Below are 18,952 nucleotides of genomic sequence, written 5' to 3'. Positions count from 1 at the left end.
CATGAGCGACGTCAAGGGAAACGATGGCGGCGAACTGCGCGCATTGATGACCCGCGTGCCGTCGGTCGAGCGCGTGCTGGCGTCGCAGGAATTCGAGCCGGTCATCGCCGCATACGGGCGCACGCAGACGCTTGCCGCGTTGCGTGCGGCGCTCGATGCGTGGCGCGGCGACGTGCAGGCAGGCCGCGCTTCCGTGGATGCGCTGGGCGACGCGGCGCTCGCGCAAACCGTCGGCGCAGGTCTCGCGAAGCGCGCGCGAGGCAATGTGCGCAGCGTCTTCAATCTCACCGGCACGGTGCTGCACACGAACCTCGGCCGCGCGCTCCTGCCGGACGAGGCGGTGAAGGCGGTGGCGGAGATCCTCACGCGCCCCGCGAATCTCGAATTCGATCTCGCCACGGGCGCGCGCGGCGACCGCGACGATCTCATCAACGGGCTGATCTGCGAACTGACGGGCGCCGAAGCCGCGACCGTCGTGAACAACAACGCGGCGGCGGTGCTGCTCACGCTCTCGGCGCTCGCGTCGCGCAAGGAAGTGATCGTGTCGCGCGGCGAGCTCGTGGAGATCGGCGGCGCGTTTCGCATTCCGGACATCATGAGCCGCGCGGGCGCGAAGCTGCACGAAGTCGGCACGACCAACCGCACGCATCTGAAAGACTACGACGAAGCGATCGGCCCGAAAACCGCGCTGCTGATGAAGGTCCATTGCAGCAACTACGCGGTGACCGGATTTACCAAGGAAGTGACGCTCGCCGAGCTCGCGCCGCTCGCGAAGGCGCGCGGCCTGCCCCTGGCGATGGATCTGGGCAGCGGCACGCTCGTCGATCTCGCGCAATGGGGCTTGCCGCGCGAAGCGACCGTGCGCGAGACCGTCGCGGCGGGCGCGGACCTCGTCACCTTCAGCGGCGACAAGCTGCTGGGCGGGCCGCAGGCGGGACTGATCGTCGGCCGCAAGGATCTCATCGCGAAGATCAAGAAGCATCCGCTGAAGCGCGCGCTGCGCGTCGGCAAGCTGACGCTCGCGGCGCTCGAAGCGGTGCTGCGTCTTTATCGCGCGCCCGAGACGCTGGCCGAGCGCCTGACGACGCTGCGCCTGCTCACGCGCCCCGCCGATGCGATGCGCATCGCCGCCGAACGTATCCAGCCCGCGCTGCAGCGTTGGGCCGGCGACGAATTCGCCGTGAGCGCCGAGCCGATGTTCAGCCAGATCGGCAGCGGCGCGTTGCCCGTCGACGTCTTGCCGAGCTACGGCCTCGCGGTGCGCCTCGCGAGCGGCAAGCGTCCGGGTGGCCAGCTGAACCACATCGAGAAGCGGCTGCGCGAGTTGCCGCGGCCGGTGATCGGGCGCATCGCGGACGGTGCACTGCGGCTCGATCTGCGCTGTCTCGAGGAAGCGGACGAGGCCGCGTTCATCGCGCAACTGGACGCGCGGAGCGAAGGCGCATGATCGTCGGCACGGCGGGACACATCGACCACGGCAAGACCACGCTCGTGCGCGCGCTCTCGGGCGTCGACACCGATCGCCTGAAGGAAGAGAAGGCGCGCGGCATCTCGATCGAGCTGGGCTACGCGTACGTGCCGCTCGCGGATGGCGGCGTGCTCGGCTTCATCGACGTTCCGGGCCACGAAAAGCTCGTGCACACGATGGCGGCGGGCGCGTGCGGCATCGATTTCGCGCTCCTCGTGATCGCCGTCGACGATGGCGTCATGCCGCAGACGCGCGAGCATCTCGCGATACTCGAACTGCTCGGCGTGACGCAGGGCGCGGTCGCGGTGACCAAGTGCGATCGCGTGGAAGCGTCGCGCGTGCGCGAGGTGCACGCGGAAATCGAAGCGCTGCTCGCCGAGAGTCCGTTGCGCGGCGCGCCCCTGTTCGACACCGACGCCACCAGGGAAAGCGACGCGGGCGTCGCCGCGCTCGACGCGCATCTGCACGATGCCGCCGCGCACTGGCGCACGCGCCGCGACGACGGCTTCTTCCGCCTCGCCGTCGATCGCGTCTTCACGCTGTCCGGCCAGGGCACGATCGCGACGGGCACGGTGTTCGCGGGGCGCGCGAACGTCGGGGACATGCTCGTGCTCGCCCCGCGCGATCCATGCGGCGAGCCCGTGCGCCTGCGCAGCATCCACGCGCAGAATCGCGCGGTGCACACGGGCCGCGCGGGCGAGCGCTGCGCGCTGAATCTCGCGGGCGTCGACAAGGACGCGCTGTCGCGCGGCGACTGGATCGTCGATGCGCGGCTCGCGCGCGCGTCCGCCCGTCTCGACGTCGAGTTGACATTGCTGCCGGATGCGCCGCTCACGCTCTCGCACTGGGCGCCGCTGCACGTGCATCTCGGCACGACACATCGCGTGGCGCACGCCGCGCTCCTCGAAGCCGACACGCTCGCCGCGGGGCAAACCGCGCGCGTGCAGCTCGTCTTCGATGCACCCGTTGGCGCGCTGCCCGGCGATCGTTTCATCGTGCGCAACGCGCAGGCGAACCGGACCGTTGGCGGCGGCCGCGTGCTCGATCCGTTCGCGCCCGCGAGAAAGCGCCGCACGCCGCAGCGCCGCGCCTGGCTCGATGCGCTTGCCGCGCTGCTCGACACCGGACGTGTCGATGCGCTGTTCGATCAGGCGCCTTACGGCCTGCCGCGCTCGCTCATCGAGCATCTGTGCGGCATACCGGCGGCATCGATTGCATTGCCGGACGATGCGCACATCGTTCCCTTGCAGGACGATGCATTGCTCGTCGCCGCATCGCACTGGCGCGCCCTGAGCGGGCGCCTGCTCGATGTGCTCGCCGCCTTCCACGAGCGCTTTCCGGACGAGCAGGGCCCCGACGCCGCGCGTCTGCGCCGCATGGCCGCGCCGCTCGCGCCGGATGCGCTGTGGCGCGCGCTCGTCGATGACGCGGTCGTGAGCGGCAGGCTCTCGAAGAGCGGCCCCTGGCTGCATCTGCCGTCGCACGCGGTGACGCTCGACGAAAAGGAGGAAGCGCTCGCGCGCGCGGTGCTCGCATCGCTCGAAGGCGCCCGCTTCGATCCTCCGTGGGTGCGGGATCTGGCCGGCACGCACGGCATTGCGGAAGACGACATGCGCAGGCTGCTGAAGAAGCTCGCGCGGCGCGGCGACGTGTATCAGGTGGTGCGTGATCTCTTCTATTGCCGCGCGTCGATCGGCGCGCTGGCGCGGCTCGCGGCGGAGCAGGCGCAAGCGCAGGGCGGCGCGATCGGCGCTGCCGCCTTCCGCGATGCGAGCGCGCTCGGCCGCAAGCGCGCGATACAGATTTTGGAGTTCTTCGACAGGGTTGGGTACACTCGATTCCACCGCGACCTTCATCTGTTGCGAACCGACAGCCGCTGGCACGAGTCCGTCTGACGATCGCGCGCCGCGCTTTCGTCTGTCGATCACGATGGAGCATTCCTACTTCAAGCTGCTGCACCTCCTGTCGGGCCACCCGGAGTGGGCGCTCGCGGTCGTGCTGCTCGCGTCGTTCCTCGAATCGGTCGCGTTCATCGGTACGTTCGTGCCGGGCAGCACCGCGATGTTCATCGCGGGCGCGCTCGTCGGCACCGGCGCGCTGAATCTCGGCTGGGTATTCGTCTGCGCGATCGCGGGCGCCATCGCCGGCGACGCCGCGAGCTTCTGGTTCGGCCAGCGCTACGCGGACACGATCTCCCAGATGTGGCCGTTTCGCACGCATCCCGGCGCGCTCGCCGCCGGCAGGAAGTACTTCGACGCGCACGGCGCGAAAAGCGTCGTGCTTGCCCGCTTCGTCGCCCCGATGCGCGCGGTCGTGCCGGTGGTCGCGGGCGTCGCCGGCATGACCCCCGCGCGCTTTCTGGCGGTCAACATCCTGAGCGCGCTGCTCTGGGCGCCCACGCATATCCTGCCGGGCGTCGTGTTCGGCGCGTCGATCGAACTCGCGGGCGCGGTGTCGATCCGCCTCGTCGTGATACTCGTCATCGTCACGGCGCTCGCCTGGCTCATGTTCAATCTGGTGCGTGTGATCGTCTCGCACGCGATGCGCTGGACCATCGCGTCGCGCGAGGCGCTGCTCGGATGGGCGCAGAAGGGCCGCGGCCTGCCCGCGCGGCTCGTCGCGCGCGCGCTCGATCCCGGCAATCCCGCGACCGGGCTCATCGTGGTGATCTCGGTGCTGCTGCTGGTCTCGGCGCTCGCGTTCTTCTCGGTGCTCACGAACGTCGAGCGCGGCGCATCGATCGTGCAGGTGGATGCATCGACCTATCGGCTGCTGCAATCGTTCCGCTCGACCTGGACCGACTCGATCCTCGACGCCGCCGCCACGCTCGGCAGCACGCAGACCCTGCTCGCGCTCGGCGCGATGGTCATCGTGTGGATGAGCTTCGAGCGGCGCTGGCGCACGGTTGCGTACTGGGTCGTGGCCATCGCGTTCTCGCAGTTGCTCGTCGCCGCGATCCGCTTTACCGCGCACGAGCCGATCCTCGTCTCCTTCGCGCCGTCGGAGCATCGCTTCCCGAGCAGCCACATCGCGGCGACGGTCGTCATCTACGGCTTTCTCGCGTTCCTGCTGCTGCGGCGCGTGGGCCTGCTGGCGGGCGTGTTCGTCGCGACGGCGACCTCGGGCATCGTCACGGCGGTCGCGCTGGCGGGGCTGTACTTCGGCCGTTTCACGATTTCCGATGCGCTCGGCAGCGTGGCGCTCGCGGCCACGTGGGTTTTCCTGATCGCGCTCACGGCGGTGTGGCGCAACCCGGGCAAGCCGAAGCCGCGGCCGTTCATGCCGGTCGCGGTGCTCGTCGTGATCTGCGCGAGCGTCGCGCTGCAACTGAGCGACGACACCGAGGCGCACAGCGCGGCGCCCGCGACCGTCGTCATCACGCCGATCGAGTGGACCGATTCCGTGTGGCGCACGTTTTCGTGCTATCGATCGAGCATGGAAGGCGACCGGCGCGAGCCGATCACCGTGCAATGGGCGGCGACGCCCGAGCAGATTCGCGCGCAACTCGTCGCGCGCGGCTGGACGGAGGTGTCGCACGTGACGCTCAAGAGCGTGATGTCCGTGGTCTTGCCGAATGCGCCCGCGATCGCGCTGCCGGCGCTGCCGCGGCTGAACAACGGCGAGCCGTCGAAGCTCGTGTTCGCGCGCTCGCCGCTCGGACCCGAGGAGCGCGACGTGCTGCGCTTCTGGCCGACGAACTATGAAGTGCGTGAACGTCCGGGCGCGACGCCCACGCCGATCTGGCTCGGCTCGGTCGTGCACGAGCGTTTGCGGCGTCCGTCATGGCCCTTCAACGTGCTGCGGCCGGACCGGCGCGTCGATCCGATGGCGTTCGATCACGGCAAGGCTTCGCCGTGGCAGGGCATCGAAATTGCGCGCAGTGCGGGATGTGGAAGCGTGCCGGTGATGCTCGTCGAATCGAGATCCGAATGACCCATCGAAGCCAGCGATCGCGAGGTGCCGCTTGATCCAGATTCCGCCGTCGGCGATCGTGCAATGGGGCGGCGCGGCCGTGTTCGCGAACGTCCTGCTCACGCGCCTGGGCGTGCCGCTGCCGTCTGCGCCGCTGCTCGTATTCGCGGGCTCGGTGGTGGCGAGCGGGCGGCTGTCGTTCGCGCATGTGTTGTTCGCGGCAGTGTGCGGCGCGCTGCTCGGCGACAGCGTCTGGTTCTCGGCGGGGCGAATTTACGGGCGCAGGCTCGTCGCGGCGCTTTCGCGCAGGTCGTATGCGGTCGATACGGGCATGCGCACGACCGGCGAATTGTTCGAGCGGCATGGCGCGCCGATCGTCGCGGTATCGAAGTTCGTGCCGGGGCTCGGGCTCGTCACGCCGCCGCTGATGGGCACGACGCAGATCGCGGTGCTCGCGTTCTTCTTCTGGGACACGGCGGGGATCGTCGCGTGGGCGGCGTTCTGGCTGCTGGGCGGCGCGCTGTTCCAGCGGCAACTGCATCTGGCGCTGCTCGAGTTGCAGTCGCACGGTGCGACGGTCGTCGATTTGCTGGTGGCGGCGGCGGTGCTGTATTGCGCCTACCGGCTGCTGATGCGGCGGCGGCACCCTCGCCGGCGCTCGCGGGACGAGGGCTGCTGATATCACGCGTGCCCCGAATGCGACGCCGTTATCGCCGTTATAATCGGACGCCCGGTCGAATTTCCTTGCCGGCATGTTTGATCGTGCGCGCGAAAGGAAGGCATCCGTATCCGGTGGTGCGGCTGGGCTTCAAACCCAGTAGGGGGTGTCAGACACTCCCTGGTCGGTTCGACTCCGGCTGCCTTCCGCCAGTCAAGGCTTCCCGGGGAAGCCATTGTTCGTCGTCATCCGGCGTGACGAAGCCGTATCTGTCCTTGCTGAGTTGAGGGCGGACCTCGACGTAGGCGTTTCGCACCGGGTGCTCCGTTGCTGTCGGGTCCGCAAGCGCTGCTCCTTCTCCCTCCTCGCAGCACAAAATACACGATACGCGAGCCCCGCTTCCGCGCGAACGATTGGATGCTTCGATCGTCATTCCCGGCACTTGCCGAAGCGAGGTTCGAGAGGCGGTCTGCTTCAGAAGCGCACGCGCACCCCGCCGAAGGCCGCCACCTGCCGGTTCGTCGACGAAGGCGTGCCCGCATCCGCAATCGCCGCGATCTTCTGATAGCCGCTGCCCACGCGGGTCGACGCATCGCCCGAGGCGAGCTGGTACACCGCCGACAAATAGAGGTCGGTGCGCTTCGACAGCGCGTAATCGACGCCGAGCGTGAACTGATGCCAGCGCGGCTTGAGCGTTGCGCCATTCGTGCCCGGCAGGCTGTTGGCGCGGCCATCGGTGAAGGTGTAGACACCGACCAGCGTCGTCGCCGGCGTGACGTTGTAGCGCGCGTTGACGTCGTAGTTGTTGAACTTGCGCGAAGAGCCGTCGATATAGTCGAGCTGCGTGTGACTCCACGCGAAGCCGACCGTCGCCACCGTGCCGAACGCGTAGTTCGCGCCTGCCACAGCGATCTGCTGACGCTCGACGCCGCCGTTCAGGCCGTAGAAGAACGCGCCGCTGTAGTCGTCGCCGGCCGTGGTCGATGCGCCGCCCACGGCGCCGCCCGTGTTGGACGCGACATTCGGATGATCCAGCCGCACATAGCCGCCGCCGACGGAAAGCGGCCCGTTGACGTAGTTCGCCGCGACGCCCCATGCGCGGTTGTTGCCGAAGCCTTGTCCCGCGCCGTTGCTCGCCTGATTGCTGAACGCATAGAGCGCATCGACGGTGAAGCCCGCGATGGTGTCGCTGCGGAACTTCACGGCGTTGTTGATGCGGAAGGTCTGATTCAGGTTGTCGTTGTCGCCGATGTGCGTGGCCGGCGACCAGAAGCCGGGGCCCGCATAAGCGGAGAGCAGATCGGTGTTGGGATCGTACTGACGGCCGAGCGTGAGGGTGCCCACGCCGGTCTTCGCGATTCCTGCGAAGGCCTGCCGGCCGAATTCACGGCCGCCCTGGGCGAGCGTGCCGTCGTTGACGCGAAAGCCGTTTTCCAGTGTGAAGAGCGCCTTGTAGCCGCCGCCCAGATCCTCGACGCCTTTGAGGCCCCAACGGCTGCCATTGAGCTTGCCGCTCGTCGCCTGAACGTTGTGCGCGCCGCGCTGATTGTTCGTGTATGCGATGCCGGCATCGATGAGCCCGTACAGCGTGACCGAACTCTGCGCCTGCACGATGCCCGGAAGGGCGACCAGAATGCCGGCGGTGCCGGCGAGTGCGACTCGTTTCATTCGCTTCCTTTGTTTACGTGTCAACCACGAGTTTTTGGGGAAGCCGATCTTACGGTCGCGCTTACTAAATCCGAACGATCAATTTCTCATGTGTAATGATTCCGTCGAGTCATTTGCAATGCGAAGCATGGCTGCAAATCACCGAAGGTCGCGCACGGCATCGTGATGACGAACCGATGCCGTCGCTCGTTTGCTTGCGTCGATGCGTTCCTCGGGCGCGCGGCGGCCCGTGAGTCCATGACTCACGCGAGATCGGGCGGCGCGGCCTTCAGCACGTCGACATGCTTCGGTATGAGGCCCAGCTCGACGAACGTATCCGCGATCTGCGGTTGCTCACCGATGATCGCGCGCGTGATGGGTTCGGTGCCGAACGCCTGGCGGCTCACGGCGAGATCGACCACGGGCTTGGGCAGACCCCAGAGCCGCGCGAGCTCGCTCGCGAGTTCGTCCGGATTCAGCTTGCCCCATTGATCGACCGCCTTGATTTCCTCGATGACCACGCGAATCACATCGGGATTCTTCGCCACATAGCGCTGCGACGAGAAGTAGTAGGCGCGATTGCCCACCACGCCGCTCGCATCCGCCACGATGCGCGCATTCAGCGACTTCTGCGCGGCGGCGAGGAACGGATCCCAGATGACCCACGCATCGATCGAGCCGCGCTCGAACGCGGCGCGCGCATCGGCGGGGGCGAGGAAGGCCGGCTCGATGTCGCCATATTGCAGGCCGTGCAGGCGCAGCAGCCTGACCAGAAAATAATGGACGTTGCTGCCTTTGTTCAGCGCGACGCGCTTGCCCTTCAGATCGGCCACCGTTCTGATGGACGATTGCGCCGGGACCAGCACGGCTTCGGATTTCGGCCGCGCCGGCGTGGCGGCCACATAGGCAAGCGGCGCGCCGGCGGCTTGCGCGAAGATGGGCGGCGCTTCCCCCACGTCGCCGAAGTCGATCGAGCCGACGTTCAGGGCTTCCAGTTGCACGGGGCCGGCGGAGAACTCCGTCCAGCTCACGGATACGCCGAGCGGAGCGAGCCGCTTCTCGAGCGTTCCGCGTCCTTTGAGCAGATTCAGATAACCCTTCTGGTTACCGACGCGCAGCACGCGCGCCTGTCCCTGCGCGGCTTGTTGCGCGAATGAGGCCGGCATGGCCGCGAAGGTCGCGGCGGTTATCGCCGCGTTGGCGGAAAGAGACAGGAATGCGCGGCGGTCAATAGGTTTTCTGGTGTTGGACATGGCGAGGATCAGGCGATGATGGGCGCGACGAGCGCAGTTCGGGAGCATCCGATGCTAGAACGCGGGGATGTTCCGACCAACGTAGCAATCGACATAACGCTATGACGATTGTCCTCATATGCATTCCTGTGCGATGAGCGCCCGATGCCTCGCCGCTCGCGGCTCCCTTTGCGAACCGGCATGACGCGGGCTTCCGCGCCAAATCTCGGCGATAGCTTTCGACCTGACAAAAACTTCGTTCCCTCGCGCGCGCCGCACCGCTAGAGTGCGTGCCTCGCCACCGCGCTTGCCGTCTGCAATGGCGCACCGGCGCAACGAACATGGGAATTCAAGCAATGAAAATCAGAACTTGGGGCGCGGTGCTCGCGGCATTGCTGGTCGTGGCATCGAACGCCGCGCACGCGGATCGACTCGACGACATCAAGAAGGCCGGCGTGCTGCGCGTGGCCGCATTCGATAGCAATCCGCCCTTCGGTTTCGTCGATCCGAAGGACAACCAGATCGTCGGGCTCGATGTCGATTACGCGCGCGCCGTGGCGAAAAGCCTGGGCGTCAGGCTCGAAGTGCAGCCGACCAATCCCGCGAACCGTATCGCGTTCCTGAAGTCGGGCAAGGTCGATCTGGTCTTCGCCAACTTCACGATCACCGACGAGCGCAAGAAGGAAGTCGACTTCAGCACGCCATATTTCGCATCGGGCACGCAGTTCATCGCGAAGAAGGGAGTGCTCAAGTCACCCGATCAGGTCAACAGCCTGCGCATCGGTGCGGACAAGGGCACGACCAACGAGCAGCAGGTGCGGGCGAAATTCCCGAACGCGACCATCGTCGCCTATGACGACACGCCGTTCGCCTTCGCCGCACTGCGCACGGGCAACGTGCAGGCGATCACGCAGGACGGGCCGAAGCTGGTCGCGCTGCTCGCACGCGTGCCGGACAAGGCCGGCTACGAGATTCCTCCGTTCACGATTTCCAACGACTACGAAGGCGTTGGCGTGTCCAAGGGCGAGACACGTCTGCTCGATGCCGTGAACGGTACGCTCACGAAGCTCGAAGCGGACGGCGAGGCCGCGCGAATCTACGACAAGTGGTTCGGCCCGCAGAGCGCCGCGCCGCTGCCGCGTCTGTTCAAGATCGGCGATCCGCAAAAGAGCAGTTGATCGTCGTCATCGCCGTGCTGGCCCGGGCCGCTCGCAGACGTCGGGCGTCCCGGGCTTCGTGCTTTCCGCTTTCCGTCGGGTTCTGATGGTCGATCATGCAAAGCTGGCTTGAACCGAAGTATTTCGCCTGGCTGGAACAGGGATTCGCCGTCACGCTGATGCTTTCCGCGTGCGCCGGAATCTGCGCGACGCTGTTCGGCTTCGTGCTGGCCGTCGCGCGCACGTCGCGCAGTCGGGCGGTGGCGCGCGGGGCGGCGCTCTACGTCTTCGTGTTTCGAAATTCGCCGCTGCTGGTGCAGTTGCTGTTCTGGTACTTCGGCGCGGCCGCCTTGCTGCCATCCGACTGGATGACGTGGCTCAACACGCCGCATGCGGCGACGCTCGGTCCGGTCGCCTTGCGCTGGCCGAGCTTCGAGCTGTTCGCCGGCTGGATCGGGCTGACCTGCTACACCACGGCATTCATCGGCGAGGAGTTTCGCGCGGGAATGCGCGGCGTGAGCCATGCACAGGAGCAGGCCGCCGCCGCGCTCGGCATGGGCCGTTACGCGACGCTGCGCCACGTCGTCCTGCCGCAGGCGCTGCGCATCGCGATGCCGCCGCTCGCGGGGCAATACATGAACGTGGCGAAGAACTCGTCGCTCACGATGGCGATCGGCGTCGCGGAGCTCTCCTACATGTCGCGCCAGGTCGATACCGAGACCTTCAGGACCTTTCAGGCCTTCGGCACGGCCACGGTGTTTTATGTGCTGACCATCGCGGTCATCGAGGTGGCGCTGGTCGTCTGGCAGCGCACGGGCGTGCGCGCATTGCAGCGGGGGCGCGCATGAACGATTTCGACTGGTTCGCGTCGCTGCGCTATTTGCTGCTGGGCGCATTTCCCGCCGGACCGCTGGGCGGCGTGGCGCTGACGGTGGCGCTCTCGATCGTGTCGGCGCTGCTCGCGGCGATGATCGGGCTCGCGGGCGGTATCGCGCTCGCCATGACACGCGGCCTCGCGCATCTCGCGCTGACGGCGGTGGTCGCATTCTTTCGCGCCATTCCCGTGCTGATGCTGATCTTCTGGACCTTCTTCCTGATGCCGATCCTGCTGCACGTGAACGTGCCGGGCCTCGCGACGGTCGTATGCGCCCTGGCGCTGATCGGCGGCGCGTATCTGTCGCATTCGGTGCATGCGGGCATCGTGTCGATCGGGGAAGGTCAGCGACAGGCGGCGCTGTCGCTCGGGCTGACGCGCTGGCAGGCGTTACGGGAAGTCATCCTGCCGCAAGCCGTGCGCGTGATGATGCCGTCGTTCGTCAATCAATGGGTATCGCTCATCAAGGATACGTCGCTCGCATACATCGTCGGCGTGCCGGAGTTCACGTTCCTTGCCAACCAGCTCAACAACCGCCTGATGGTCTATCCGGCCCAGATCTTCCTGTTCGTCGGTTTCGTGTATCTGATGCTGTGCGGGGCGTTGCAATGGATCGCGCACGCGTTGCTCGTTCGCGGCGCTCTCTCGACATGCTCCAACGCCGCCGCCCGGAGGCCTGAGCGCGCTGCTCAAAGCCAGGTGCCGCCCTGACGTTCGCTCGGCTCTTGTGCAAGGGCGTCGAAATCGTGAATCCAGTCCAGGTGATGCAGCAGGCTGTCGCGCGCGCGGAGGCGAGCGTTGCGAGCCTGCGCTTCGGGCCCGTCGGGCAGATGCAGCACGTCCGCCGTGGATATCGAGGCGTATTGGACCTTGCGCGTGCGGCCCCGGCGCAGCCGTTCGTAGGCCTCCTGCGCCTCGCGCCAGCGTCCTGGGCCCGCCTTGGCCAGTTGCGCGGCCAGCACCACGGCATCTTCGACCGACTGATTGGCGCCCTGGCCGTGGTGCGGCACGAGCGCATGCGCGGCATCGCCGATGAGCGTCACGCGTCCCCGGCTCCAGCGTCCGAGCGGGGGACGATGGAACAGGCCCCAACGCTGACTGACCGGCACTGCCGTGATCATCTGCACCACCGCCGGATGCCAGTCCTCGAACAGGCGCAACTGCTCACCCTCGCTCGCCGGCGTGACCCAGTCGCGCGACGGCCACGGCGATGGATGACGCTCGACGAGCAGAAAGTTCTGGTCGCCTTTGTCGCCGATCGGATAGTGAAGCAGATGGCCCTGCGGTCCGACCCAGAACTGAATGGCTTCGGGATCGGGCAGCAGATCCATGCAATCAGCCGGTACCACGCCACGAAAGCCCGAGCAGCCCGAATACAGGGCATCGTCGTAGCCGAGCATCCAGCGCCGCGTGATCGAGCGCGCCCCATCCGCGCCGATCACCAGATCGGCGTCGATGTGCCGACCATTGGCGAAGCTCAGACTCATGCGATCCGCATGCTGCACGAGATCGATCAGCCGATGGCTGAGATTGATGCGCTCGAGGCCGACCGCTTTCGACAGCACGGCCTGCAGATCCGCGCGATGCACGCCCCAATACGAACCGCCGAACTGCCGGCGGTAGCTCGGCTCGCCACGATGCTGCCCGATGACTTCGCCGCTGCGCCCGTCCCGATAGATCAGCGCGGGTATTTCAGCGCACACCGCGTCGAAGGCTGAACGCAGTCCCATGCGCTCGTAAAACCGCGTCGCATTCGCCGAGAGCGCGACGGCCGCGCCCACCTCGCGAAGCTCGTCGGTCTGCTCGTAGAGCTGCGCGTCGATGCCGTACTCTCGCAGCGCGAGTGCAAGCGTGAGGCCGCCGATGCCCGCACCGACGATGGCAATCTTCAGATCCGGCTGTTCCATGGTGTGTCTCCGTGTGTTTGAGTCGGCACGGCATGCGTACTGTGTTCGAGCCGGATGCGTGCGTCGTGTCTGTATTCTCGGCACCGGAGATCCATTCCACAATAAAATGCAATGAATCTGCATCATCACCCGAATCAATGAGCCTGCGATGGCAAACCTATGGAACTGAGCGACGTCGATCTCAATCTGCTGCTGCTTTTCCAGCGATTGATGCAGGAGCGGCGCGTATCGACCGTGGCCGAGCAGATGAACATGAGTCAGCCCGGGGTCAGCAATGCGCTCGCCAAGCTGCGCCGCCGGCTCGGCGATCCGCTGTTCGTGCGCGGGCCGGGCGGCGTGGTGCCCACGCCGTTCGCGCTGCGTCTGGCTGAACCGGTCTCACAGGCGCTTGCGACTCTGCACGCGGCGCTCAATCCCGAGACTGGTTTCGATCCGCTGCTTGCCACGCGCACGATGACGATTGGAATGACCGATATCGGCGAAGTCGTCTTCCTGCCCGCGCTGGTCGAACGGTTGTCGCGCGAGGCCCCGGGCATCGCGCTGAATACCGTTCGCGACACGAGCGTCAATCTGAGCGACGAGATGGCCGACGGCCGGGTCGATCTCGCCATTGGCCTGCTGCCGCAACTCAAGGGCGGCTTCTATCAGCGGCGCCTGTTCGATCAGCGGTATGTCTGCCTGTTCAGGCGGGGCCACGCGCTTGAGGACACGCCGCTGACGCTGGCTGCCTGGCGTGAGGCAGAGCATCTGGTCGTGGTGTCCGCCGGTACCGGACACGGACAAGTGGAAGATTGGCTGAAACGGCGCGGCGTGCAGCGCCAGGTGAGATTGACGGTGCCGCACTTCATGAGTGTCGGCTACATCCTGCAACGCACCGATCTGATTGCCACGGTGCCGGAGCGACTGGCCTCGCAACTCGCGCTGCCGTTCTCGCTCAGCCTGCGCGCGTTGCCCATGGCTTTGCCAGCCGCGCCGATCCATCTCCTCTGGCATGCGCGCGTCCAGCAGGACGAAGGCAATCGCTGGCTGCGCGGGGTGGTGAGCGATCTGTTCGCGGACACGGCGCCGCAAGTGCGCAAAACCAGGCCGGTGCAAAAAAGATCGTAATCCTGAAACAGGACGTATGGTCGAAAGGATCGATATGCTTCCATCAGGCTCAATCGCGGGGATCGAGCGCGGCTACGACTGAGCCCGGTCCGGTTGCAGACATCGGAATCGCTTGCTTCAAAACAATCCTGCGCTACTCTTCTCGTCGTCTCTCAGAAGTGTGAAACCGGAGCATTGGAAATGTTCCTTAACGTTCTCTTAAGGTTCCTTGGACATAGTATGGCGCTCTGTTCAAGCGCACGCGGCTGTTTTCTAGAGGAGGCCTGATGCAAACGGAACCCATTCTCGTCTACAACGCGCCTGCGCGCGTGCTTCACTGGTTGACTGCCGCACTGTTGCTCATCCAGTTCGTGATCGCGTGGACCATGCCGGACGTGCATCGCGACACGAAGCCGGTGGGGCTGATCGCCTGGCATCTGGGCATCGGCATGGTGATTCTTCTATTCGTGCTGATACGCTTCCTCTGGCGGAGCACGCACGTGGTCCCGCCCGATGTGGTGACGTTGCCGCCGGCCTTGCGCGCGTTTGCACGCCTGACCCATAGGGCGCTCTATCTGCTCCTGATCGTGGTTCCCATGATGGGGTGGGCCAACGCCTCGTCGCGTGGCTGGCCGGTTTCGCTGTTCGGCGTCATGCCCATGCCGCCGCTGTCTCCCACCGGCTCGGCGCTCGGACACGCGCTCGGCGACTGGCACCGAAACCTTGCGTGGGTGCTGCTGGCGCTCGCTGTGATGCACATCGGCGCGGCGCTGTTTCATCACTTCATTCTGCGCGATGGAACCTTGAAGCGCATGCTGCCGCCCATCGAAAAGCCATGAAACCGGGCATGGCCGGATCAAACGACCAAAAGGATGAAATCCGGCCGCTTTCCCACTGCGATGCGATGCGTCCGAAGCTGATTCAATGCGATAGCAGAACCGGAAGCGGCGACATCTCGAGAAGTGCGCGCGTCACACCGCCGAGCACGCGTTCCAGTCCGCGCGAATGCGCATAGGCGCCCGCGACGAGCAAGTCCGCGTGCGCGCTGCTCGCTTTGTCCACCAACGTCATACCGGTGTTTTCGCCGCGAATGCGCGGCGTCGAGGAAAAGCTGGCGCGCACGCCCTGCCGATCCAGATAAGCGGAAATCTCGATGCCCGCGGGCGCTTCTTCGTATCGATGCCGTTCGACGGTCGCGACCTCGATGAAACGCGCACGCCGAAGAATGGGCAGCGCATCGAAAACGGCACGCGCGGCTTCGCGGCTGTCGTCCCACCCGATGAGGACGTTTTCGCCGAACGTAGGGATGTCCCCGGCCCGTGGCACGATCAGCACCGGCCGGCCGACACTGATCACGACGTCCTCGACGAAGTGCAGCGCGACGAACGCAGCGGGGTCGTCGGGGTCGTCCTGTCCGAGCACGATCACATCCGCATGACGGCCGTGCAGCGTGGCCGCATCGAAGACAGGGCTGCCCGGCGCACGCCACTCCGCGCTGACGCCCGCGAGCCTTGCCGCGTGCTCGAACGTGTCGCGTGCCTTCTCGAGCGCCGCCCGACGTTGCTCCGCGTAGGCCTCGTGTTGCAGCCTGTCCGACGGATCGAACACGTGATGAAGCAGATCCTGGCAGACCAGATAGAGCCCGATGACGTGAGCATCGAAACGACTTGCGATGTCGAACGCGAGCCGTGTTCGTGCGTCACAGCGCCGGCTGTTGTCCAGATGGACGAGAATCGACTTCCAGTTCATGACATCGGCTCCTTGTTGCGCGGTCGCGCTCGTTGAGAATCCGCTTCGGATGCGCTCCGCGCGTGATCGGCGGCTCAGTGAGACATGAGCACGGGAACCGTCATCGACGCGAGGAAGGTTCGCGTGGCGCCGCCGAGCACGAGTTCCTGCCAGCGCGCGTGTCCATAACCGCCCATCACCACGAGGTCCGCATTCAGGTCGGCCGCGCGGGAAAGCAGCAGCTCGCCCGCCGAAGCGTCCGCCGCGCCGACGCTCGACGAGACCTCGGCTTTCACGCCGTGCCGCGCGATGCATGCCGCGATGTCCGCGCCCGGGATGCGGTCGCCGTATGCTTCGCCTCGGGCCGTATCGATGCTGACGATCGAGACGCGCTCGGCCGCCTTGAGCAAGGGCAGGGCGTCGTGAACGGCGCGGGCCGCTTCGCGGCTGCCGTCCCAGGCGATCATCGGATGCTTGCCGAGCGCGGCGAAGAAGCCCGTGTACGGGATGAGCAAGACCGGACGCCCCGAGGACAGGACGAGCGTCTCGGGAAAATGATCGCCGACGTAAGCCTCGGGATCGGTCGGATCGTCCTGGCCCACGACTACCAGATCCGCGCAGCGCGCGAAACGCGGCACGGCGACGCTCGCCCGCTCTTGCGTTTCGATCCAGTCGCCCGACACGCCCGCGCGCTTCAGCTCCGCATGAAAGAGCCGCTCGATGGCACCGCGCTGTTCGCGCCGCATGGCCGCGTGCTGCTCGTAATACCCGGCGGTGCCCGCCATGACCTCGAAGGTGCGCGGGTCGGGTTCGAAGATCGCAAACACTCCGATGACATGCGCGTCGAAGCGCTTTGCCAGTTGCAATGTGGTTTCCAGCCTCGGATGCGCGCGCACGCTGGTGTCGAGATGCACGAGAACAGTCTTGTAACTCATCACGTCACTCCTTGAATCGAAACCTGCGGGTATGTGAACTCGAACGTCCGACGGGTCCTGACAGGCAACGAGTGTAGGGATGCGCCATACGGATCCGGTTGACTCAGGTCAACGGCACGGCGCTTCGTCAGAGCCATCCGTTTCGATTGACTCAGGTCAATCGCCAAAGCCTTCCCGGGCATACAGTGGCCGCGTTGACTCGACGTCATGCGCACACAAGGGAGTTCGAAGATGAAAGCACTCGTCTACCACGGCCCGGGACAGAAGTCGCTCGACGAGCGCCCCGTTCCGACGCTCGTGGCCGCCACGGACGCAGTCGTGCGCGTGACGCGAACGACGATCTGCGGCACCGATCTGCACATCCTCAAGGGCGACGTGCCGAGCTGCGAGCCCGGCCGCGTGCTCGGGCACGAGGGCGTCGGCATCGTGGAGCAGGTAGGCGTGGCCGTTGCCGCGTTCAAGCCGGGCGATCGCGTGCTGATCTCGTGCATCTCCTCTTGCGGCAAATGTGACGCATGCCGGCGCGGCATGTACTCGCATTGCGCGACGGGCGGCTGGATACTCGGCAACAGGATCGACGGCACGCAGGCCGAGTATGTCCGCATTCCGCATGCCGACACGAGCCTTTACCCGATTCCGCCCGGCGTTGCGGAAGAGGCGCTCGTCATGCTGTCGGACATTCTTCCGACGGGCTTCGAATGCGGCGTGCTCAACGGCCGTGTGCAGCCCGGCAGCACGGTCGCGATAGTCGGCGCGGGGCCGATCGGGCTTGCGGCCTTGCTCACCGCGCAGTTCTATGCGCCGGCGCAGATCATCATGATCGATCGCGACAAGCATCGTCTCGAAGTGGCGCGCACCTTCGGCGCGAGCGCATGCGTCGACATTGTGCAAACGGAACCTGTTGCCGAGGTCCTGCGCCTGACGGATGGCGCGGGCGTGGATTGCGCGGTCGAGGCGGTCGGCGTGCCTTCGACCTTCGAACTGTGCGAGTCGATCATCGCGGCAGGCGGGACCATCGCGAACGTCGGCGTGCATGGCGTGAAGGCCGATCTGCATCTCGAAACGCTGTGGGACCGCAACATCACGATCACCACGCGGCTCGTCGATACGGTCAGCACGCCCATGCTGCTCAAGACCGTGCGCTCGGGCCGCCTGGATCCGCAGCGGCTCATCACGCACCACTTCACGTTGGACCACGTGCTCGAAGCGTACGCGACCTTCAGCAACGCGGCCGACACCAATGCGCTCAAGGTCCTCATCGAGGTCTCATGAATCGCTCGCGGCGGCATGCGCGACAGAAGGCGGGCAGTTGCGGAGCCGCGCCGCCACTGCCGCTCGCCAGTCACGCGGCTTGCGGAGAACGCACGTGTCGAAAGTGCTCGTCGTTTGCTTTTCACGCAGCGGCCGGACGCGCGCCCTGGGCGCGACGCTCGCCGGGCGTCTGTCCGCCGATTTCGAGGCGATCACCGAGCCGGCGGATCGCTCGGGCATGCAGGGATATGTGCGCTCGCTTGCCGATGCCATCTGCGGACGAAGCGTGCGTATCGATCCGCCGGAGCATGATGTGGCGCGTTACGACGTCGTCGTCATCGGCACGCCTGTATGGGCCGGCACGGTCAGCGCGCCGGTGCGCGCATGGCTCGCGGCCAACCGGCGCAGGCTGCCGCATGTGGCCTTCTTCTGCACGCAGCACGCGCGAGGCGCCGCCACGGCCTTCGCGGACATGACGAAGCTCGCCGGCAAGCAACCCGTTGCGCGTTGCGCGATCACAGGCACGCCTCGCGCGGACGACGAGCGGCGCGCCATCGACATCTTCGTGGATCGGGTCGAGCACAGGCTCGCGCGTATCGATAGCCTCGAATGGGTAGCCTGAGCGAGCCCACGCGCAAAAGGAGCCATCATGTACCGGAATATCATGGTCGCGCTCGATGGGAGCGAATCGTCGCAGCGCGCACTGGACGAAGCGGGTCATATCGCGAAGTGTTCGGGGGCGCGGGTGCGCATGGTCTTCGTTGCGGACGCGGCGGCGCTCGCATCGTACCCGGTGCGCTATCGCTCGGAAGTTTTCGGCGATGCGCGCCGCATGCTCGACGATGCACAGACGCGTTTGCGCGCGGCCGGCACGGAATGCGAGACACAATTGCTGGAAACGCAAAGCACCACCGATTCGGTCGCGCGTTGCCTCCAGCGCTGCGCGGCGCAATTGCCGGCCGATCTCGTGGTGATGGGTACGCACGGCCGGGCCGGATTTCGGCGGCTGGTGCTCGGCAGCGTTGCAGAAGCGTTCCTGCGGCATTCGACATGTCCTGTGCTTCTGATCCGCTCGCTTCCTCAGGCTTGAACGAGAC

Annotated in this window: 17 protein-coding genes and 1 tRNA gene; 13 read left to right on the top strand and 5 right to left on the bottom strand. The window is 66.3% G+C overall.

The window, feature by feature from the left end; translation table 11 throughout:
- Position 1: 1 nt before the first annotated feature.
- The 5 genes from selA to AWB83_RS27650 all read left to right on the top strand — a co-directional run bounded on the left by selA (position 2) and on the right by AWB83_RS27650 (position 6,250).
- A complete protein-coding gene (gene selA / locus AWB83_RS27670) occupies positions 2–1,447 on the top strand; it encodes an L-seryl-tRNA(Sec) selenium transferase (protein ID WP_087048807.1) in 1,446 nt (481 codons plus the stop codon).
- Positions 1,444–3,363, top strand: coding sequence for a selenocysteine-specific translation elongation factor (selB, locus tag AWB83_RS27665; protein WP_087048806.1), 1,920 nt, complete (start codon positions 1,444–1,446; stop codon positions 3,361–3,363). Before selA ends, selB begins: the two co-directional genes overlap by 4 nt.
- 34 nt (positions 3,364–3,397) lie before the next feature.
- Positions 3,398–5,401 carry a VTT domain-containing protein gene (locus AWB83_RS27660; RefSeq protein ID WP_087048805.1) on the top strand — a complete coding sequence of 668 codons (2,004 nt, stop codon included), beginning with the start codon at positions 3,398–3,400 and terminating at the stop codon, positions 5,399–5,401.
- A gap of 31 nt (positions 5,402–5,432) precedes the next feature.
- Entirely contained in the window at positions 5,433–6,059 is a 627-nt protein-coding gene (locus AWB83_RS27655) for a DedA family protein (protein ID WP_087048804.1), read from the top strand.
- Between the two features lie 95 nt (positions 6,060–6,154).
- Positions 6,155–6,250: transfer RNA gene (locus tag AWB83_RS27650), tRNA-Sec, on the top strand.
- Between the two features lie 262 nt (positions 6,251–6,512).
- Here AWB83_RS27650 and AWB83_RS27645 read toward each other — a convergent pair.
- Positions 6,513–7,706: a porin gene (locus AWB83_RS27645; protein ID WP_087048803.1), complete on the bottom strand. Its 1,194-nt coding sequence runs from the start codon at positions 7,704–7,706 to the stop codon at positions 6,513–6,515.
- A gap of 242 nt (positions 7,707–7,948) precedes the next feature.
- A complete protein-coding gene (locus AWB83_RS27640) occupies positions 7,949–8,938 on the bottom strand; it encodes a sulfonate ABC transporter substrate-binding protein (RefSeq protein WP_087048802.1) in 990 nt (329 codons plus the stop codon).
- Between the two features lie 335 nt (positions 8,939–9,273).
- Here AWB83_RS27640 and AWB83_RS27635 point away from each other — a divergent pair, with 335 nt between their 5' ends.
- From AWB83_RS27635 to AWB83_RS27625, 3 genes are all read left to right on the top strand, one after another.
- Entirely contained in the window at positions 9,274–10,095 is an 822-nt protein-coding gene (locus AWB83_RS27635; RefSeq protein WP_087048801.1) for an ABC transporter substrate-binding protein, read from the top strand.
- Positions 10,096–10,190: 95 nt separating this feature from the next.
- Positions 10,191–10,922 (top strand): amino acid ABC transporter permease, encoded by a 732-nt coding sequence (locus AWB83_RS27630; RefSeq protein WP_087048800.1) that lies wholly within the window; start codon positions 10,191–10,193, stop codon positions 10,920–10,922.
- A complete protein-coding gene (locus AWB83_RS27625; RefSeq protein WP_244197911.1) occupies positions 10,919–11,659 on the top strand; it encodes an amino acid ABC transporter permease in 741 nt (246 codons plus the stop codon). The genes AWB83_RS27630 and AWB83_RS27625 overlap by 4 nt, the downstream gene beginning before the upstream one ends.
- Here AWB83_RS27625 and AWB83_RS27620 read toward each other — a convergent pair.
- Positions 11,638–12,855, bottom strand: coding sequence for an FAD-dependent monooxygenase (locus AWB83_RS27620; RefSeq protein WP_087048799.1), 1,218 nt, complete (start codon positions 12,853–12,855; stop codon positions 11,638–11,640). The genes AWB83_RS27625 and AWB83_RS27620 overlap by 22 nt on opposite strands.
- 159 nt (positions 12,856–13,014) lie before the next feature.
- Between AWB83_RS27620 and AWB83_RS27615 the strand changes: the two genes are divergently transcribed.
- Together AWB83_RS27615 and AWB83_RS27610 are read left to right on the top strand one after the other, a co-directional pair.
- On the top strand, positions 13,015–13,962 hold the full coding sequence (locus AWB83_RS27615) for a LysR family transcriptional regulator (RefSeq protein WP_087048798.1): 948 nt from the start codon (positions 13,015–13,017) through the stop codon (positions 13,960–13,962).
- A gap of 266 nt (positions 13,963–14,228) precedes the next feature.
- Complete coding sequence (locus AWB83_RS27610) at positions 14,229–14,780, top strand: cytochrome b (RefSeq protein ID WP_087048797.1); 552 nt, start codon at positions 14,229–14,231, stop codon at positions 14,778–14,780.
- Between the two features lie 82 nt (positions 14,781–14,862).
- On the opposite strand, the gene AWB83_RS27605 is transcribed toward AWB83_RS27610, so the two are convergent.
- Positions 14,863–15,690: a universal stress protein gene (locus AWB83_RS27605; protein ID WP_087048796.1), complete on the bottom strand. Its 828-nt coding sequence runs from the start codon at positions 15,688–15,690 to the stop codon at positions 14,863–14,865.
- A 74-nt stretch (positions 15,691–15,764) separates the two neighbouring features.
- Positions 15,765–16,604: a universal stress protein gene (locus AWB83_RS27600; protein ID WP_087048795.1), complete on the bottom strand. Its 840-nt coding sequence runs from the start codon at positions 16,602–16,604 to the stop codon at positions 15,765–15,767.
- 231 nt (positions 16,605–16,835) lie between these two features.
- Between AWB83_RS27600 and AWB83_RS27595 the strand changes: the two genes are divergently transcribed.
- The 3 genes from AWB83_RS27595 to AWB83_RS27585 all read left to right on the top strand — a co-directional run bounded on the left by AWB83_RS27595 (position 16,836) and on the right by AWB83_RS27585 (position 18,945).
- Complete coding sequence (locus AWB83_RS27595; RefSeq protein ID WP_087048794.1) at positions 16,836–17,876, top strand: zinc-dependent alcohol dehydrogenase family protein; 1,041 nt, start codon at positions 16,836–16,838, stop codon at positions 17,874–17,876.
- A 94-nt stretch (positions 17,877–17,970) separates the two neighbouring features.
- Positions 17,971–18,477 (top strand): flavodoxin family protein, encoded by a 507-nt coding sequence (locus tag AWB83_RS27590; RefSeq protein WP_087048793.1) that lies wholly within the window; start codon positions 17,971–17,973, stop codon positions 18,475–18,477.
- A 27-nt stretch (positions 18,478–18,504) separates the two neighbouring features.
- Positions 18,505–18,945 carry a universal stress protein gene (locus AWB83_RS27585; protein WP_087048792.1) on the top strand — a complete coding sequence of 147 codons (441 nt, stop codon included), beginning with the start codon at positions 18,505–18,507 and terminating at the stop codon, positions 18,943–18,945.
- The last annotated feature ends 7 nt before the right edge of the window (positions 18,946–18,952 follow it).

The organism is Caballeronia ptereochthonis, from assembly GCF_001545075.1.
GTDB lineage: Bacteria > Pseudomonadota > Gammaproteobacteria > Burkholderiales > Burkholderiaceae > Caballeronia > Caballeronia ptereochthonis.
The sequence above is the reverse complement of the archived record's forward strand: the minus strand, read 5'-3'. Positions and strand labels throughout refer to the sequence as shown.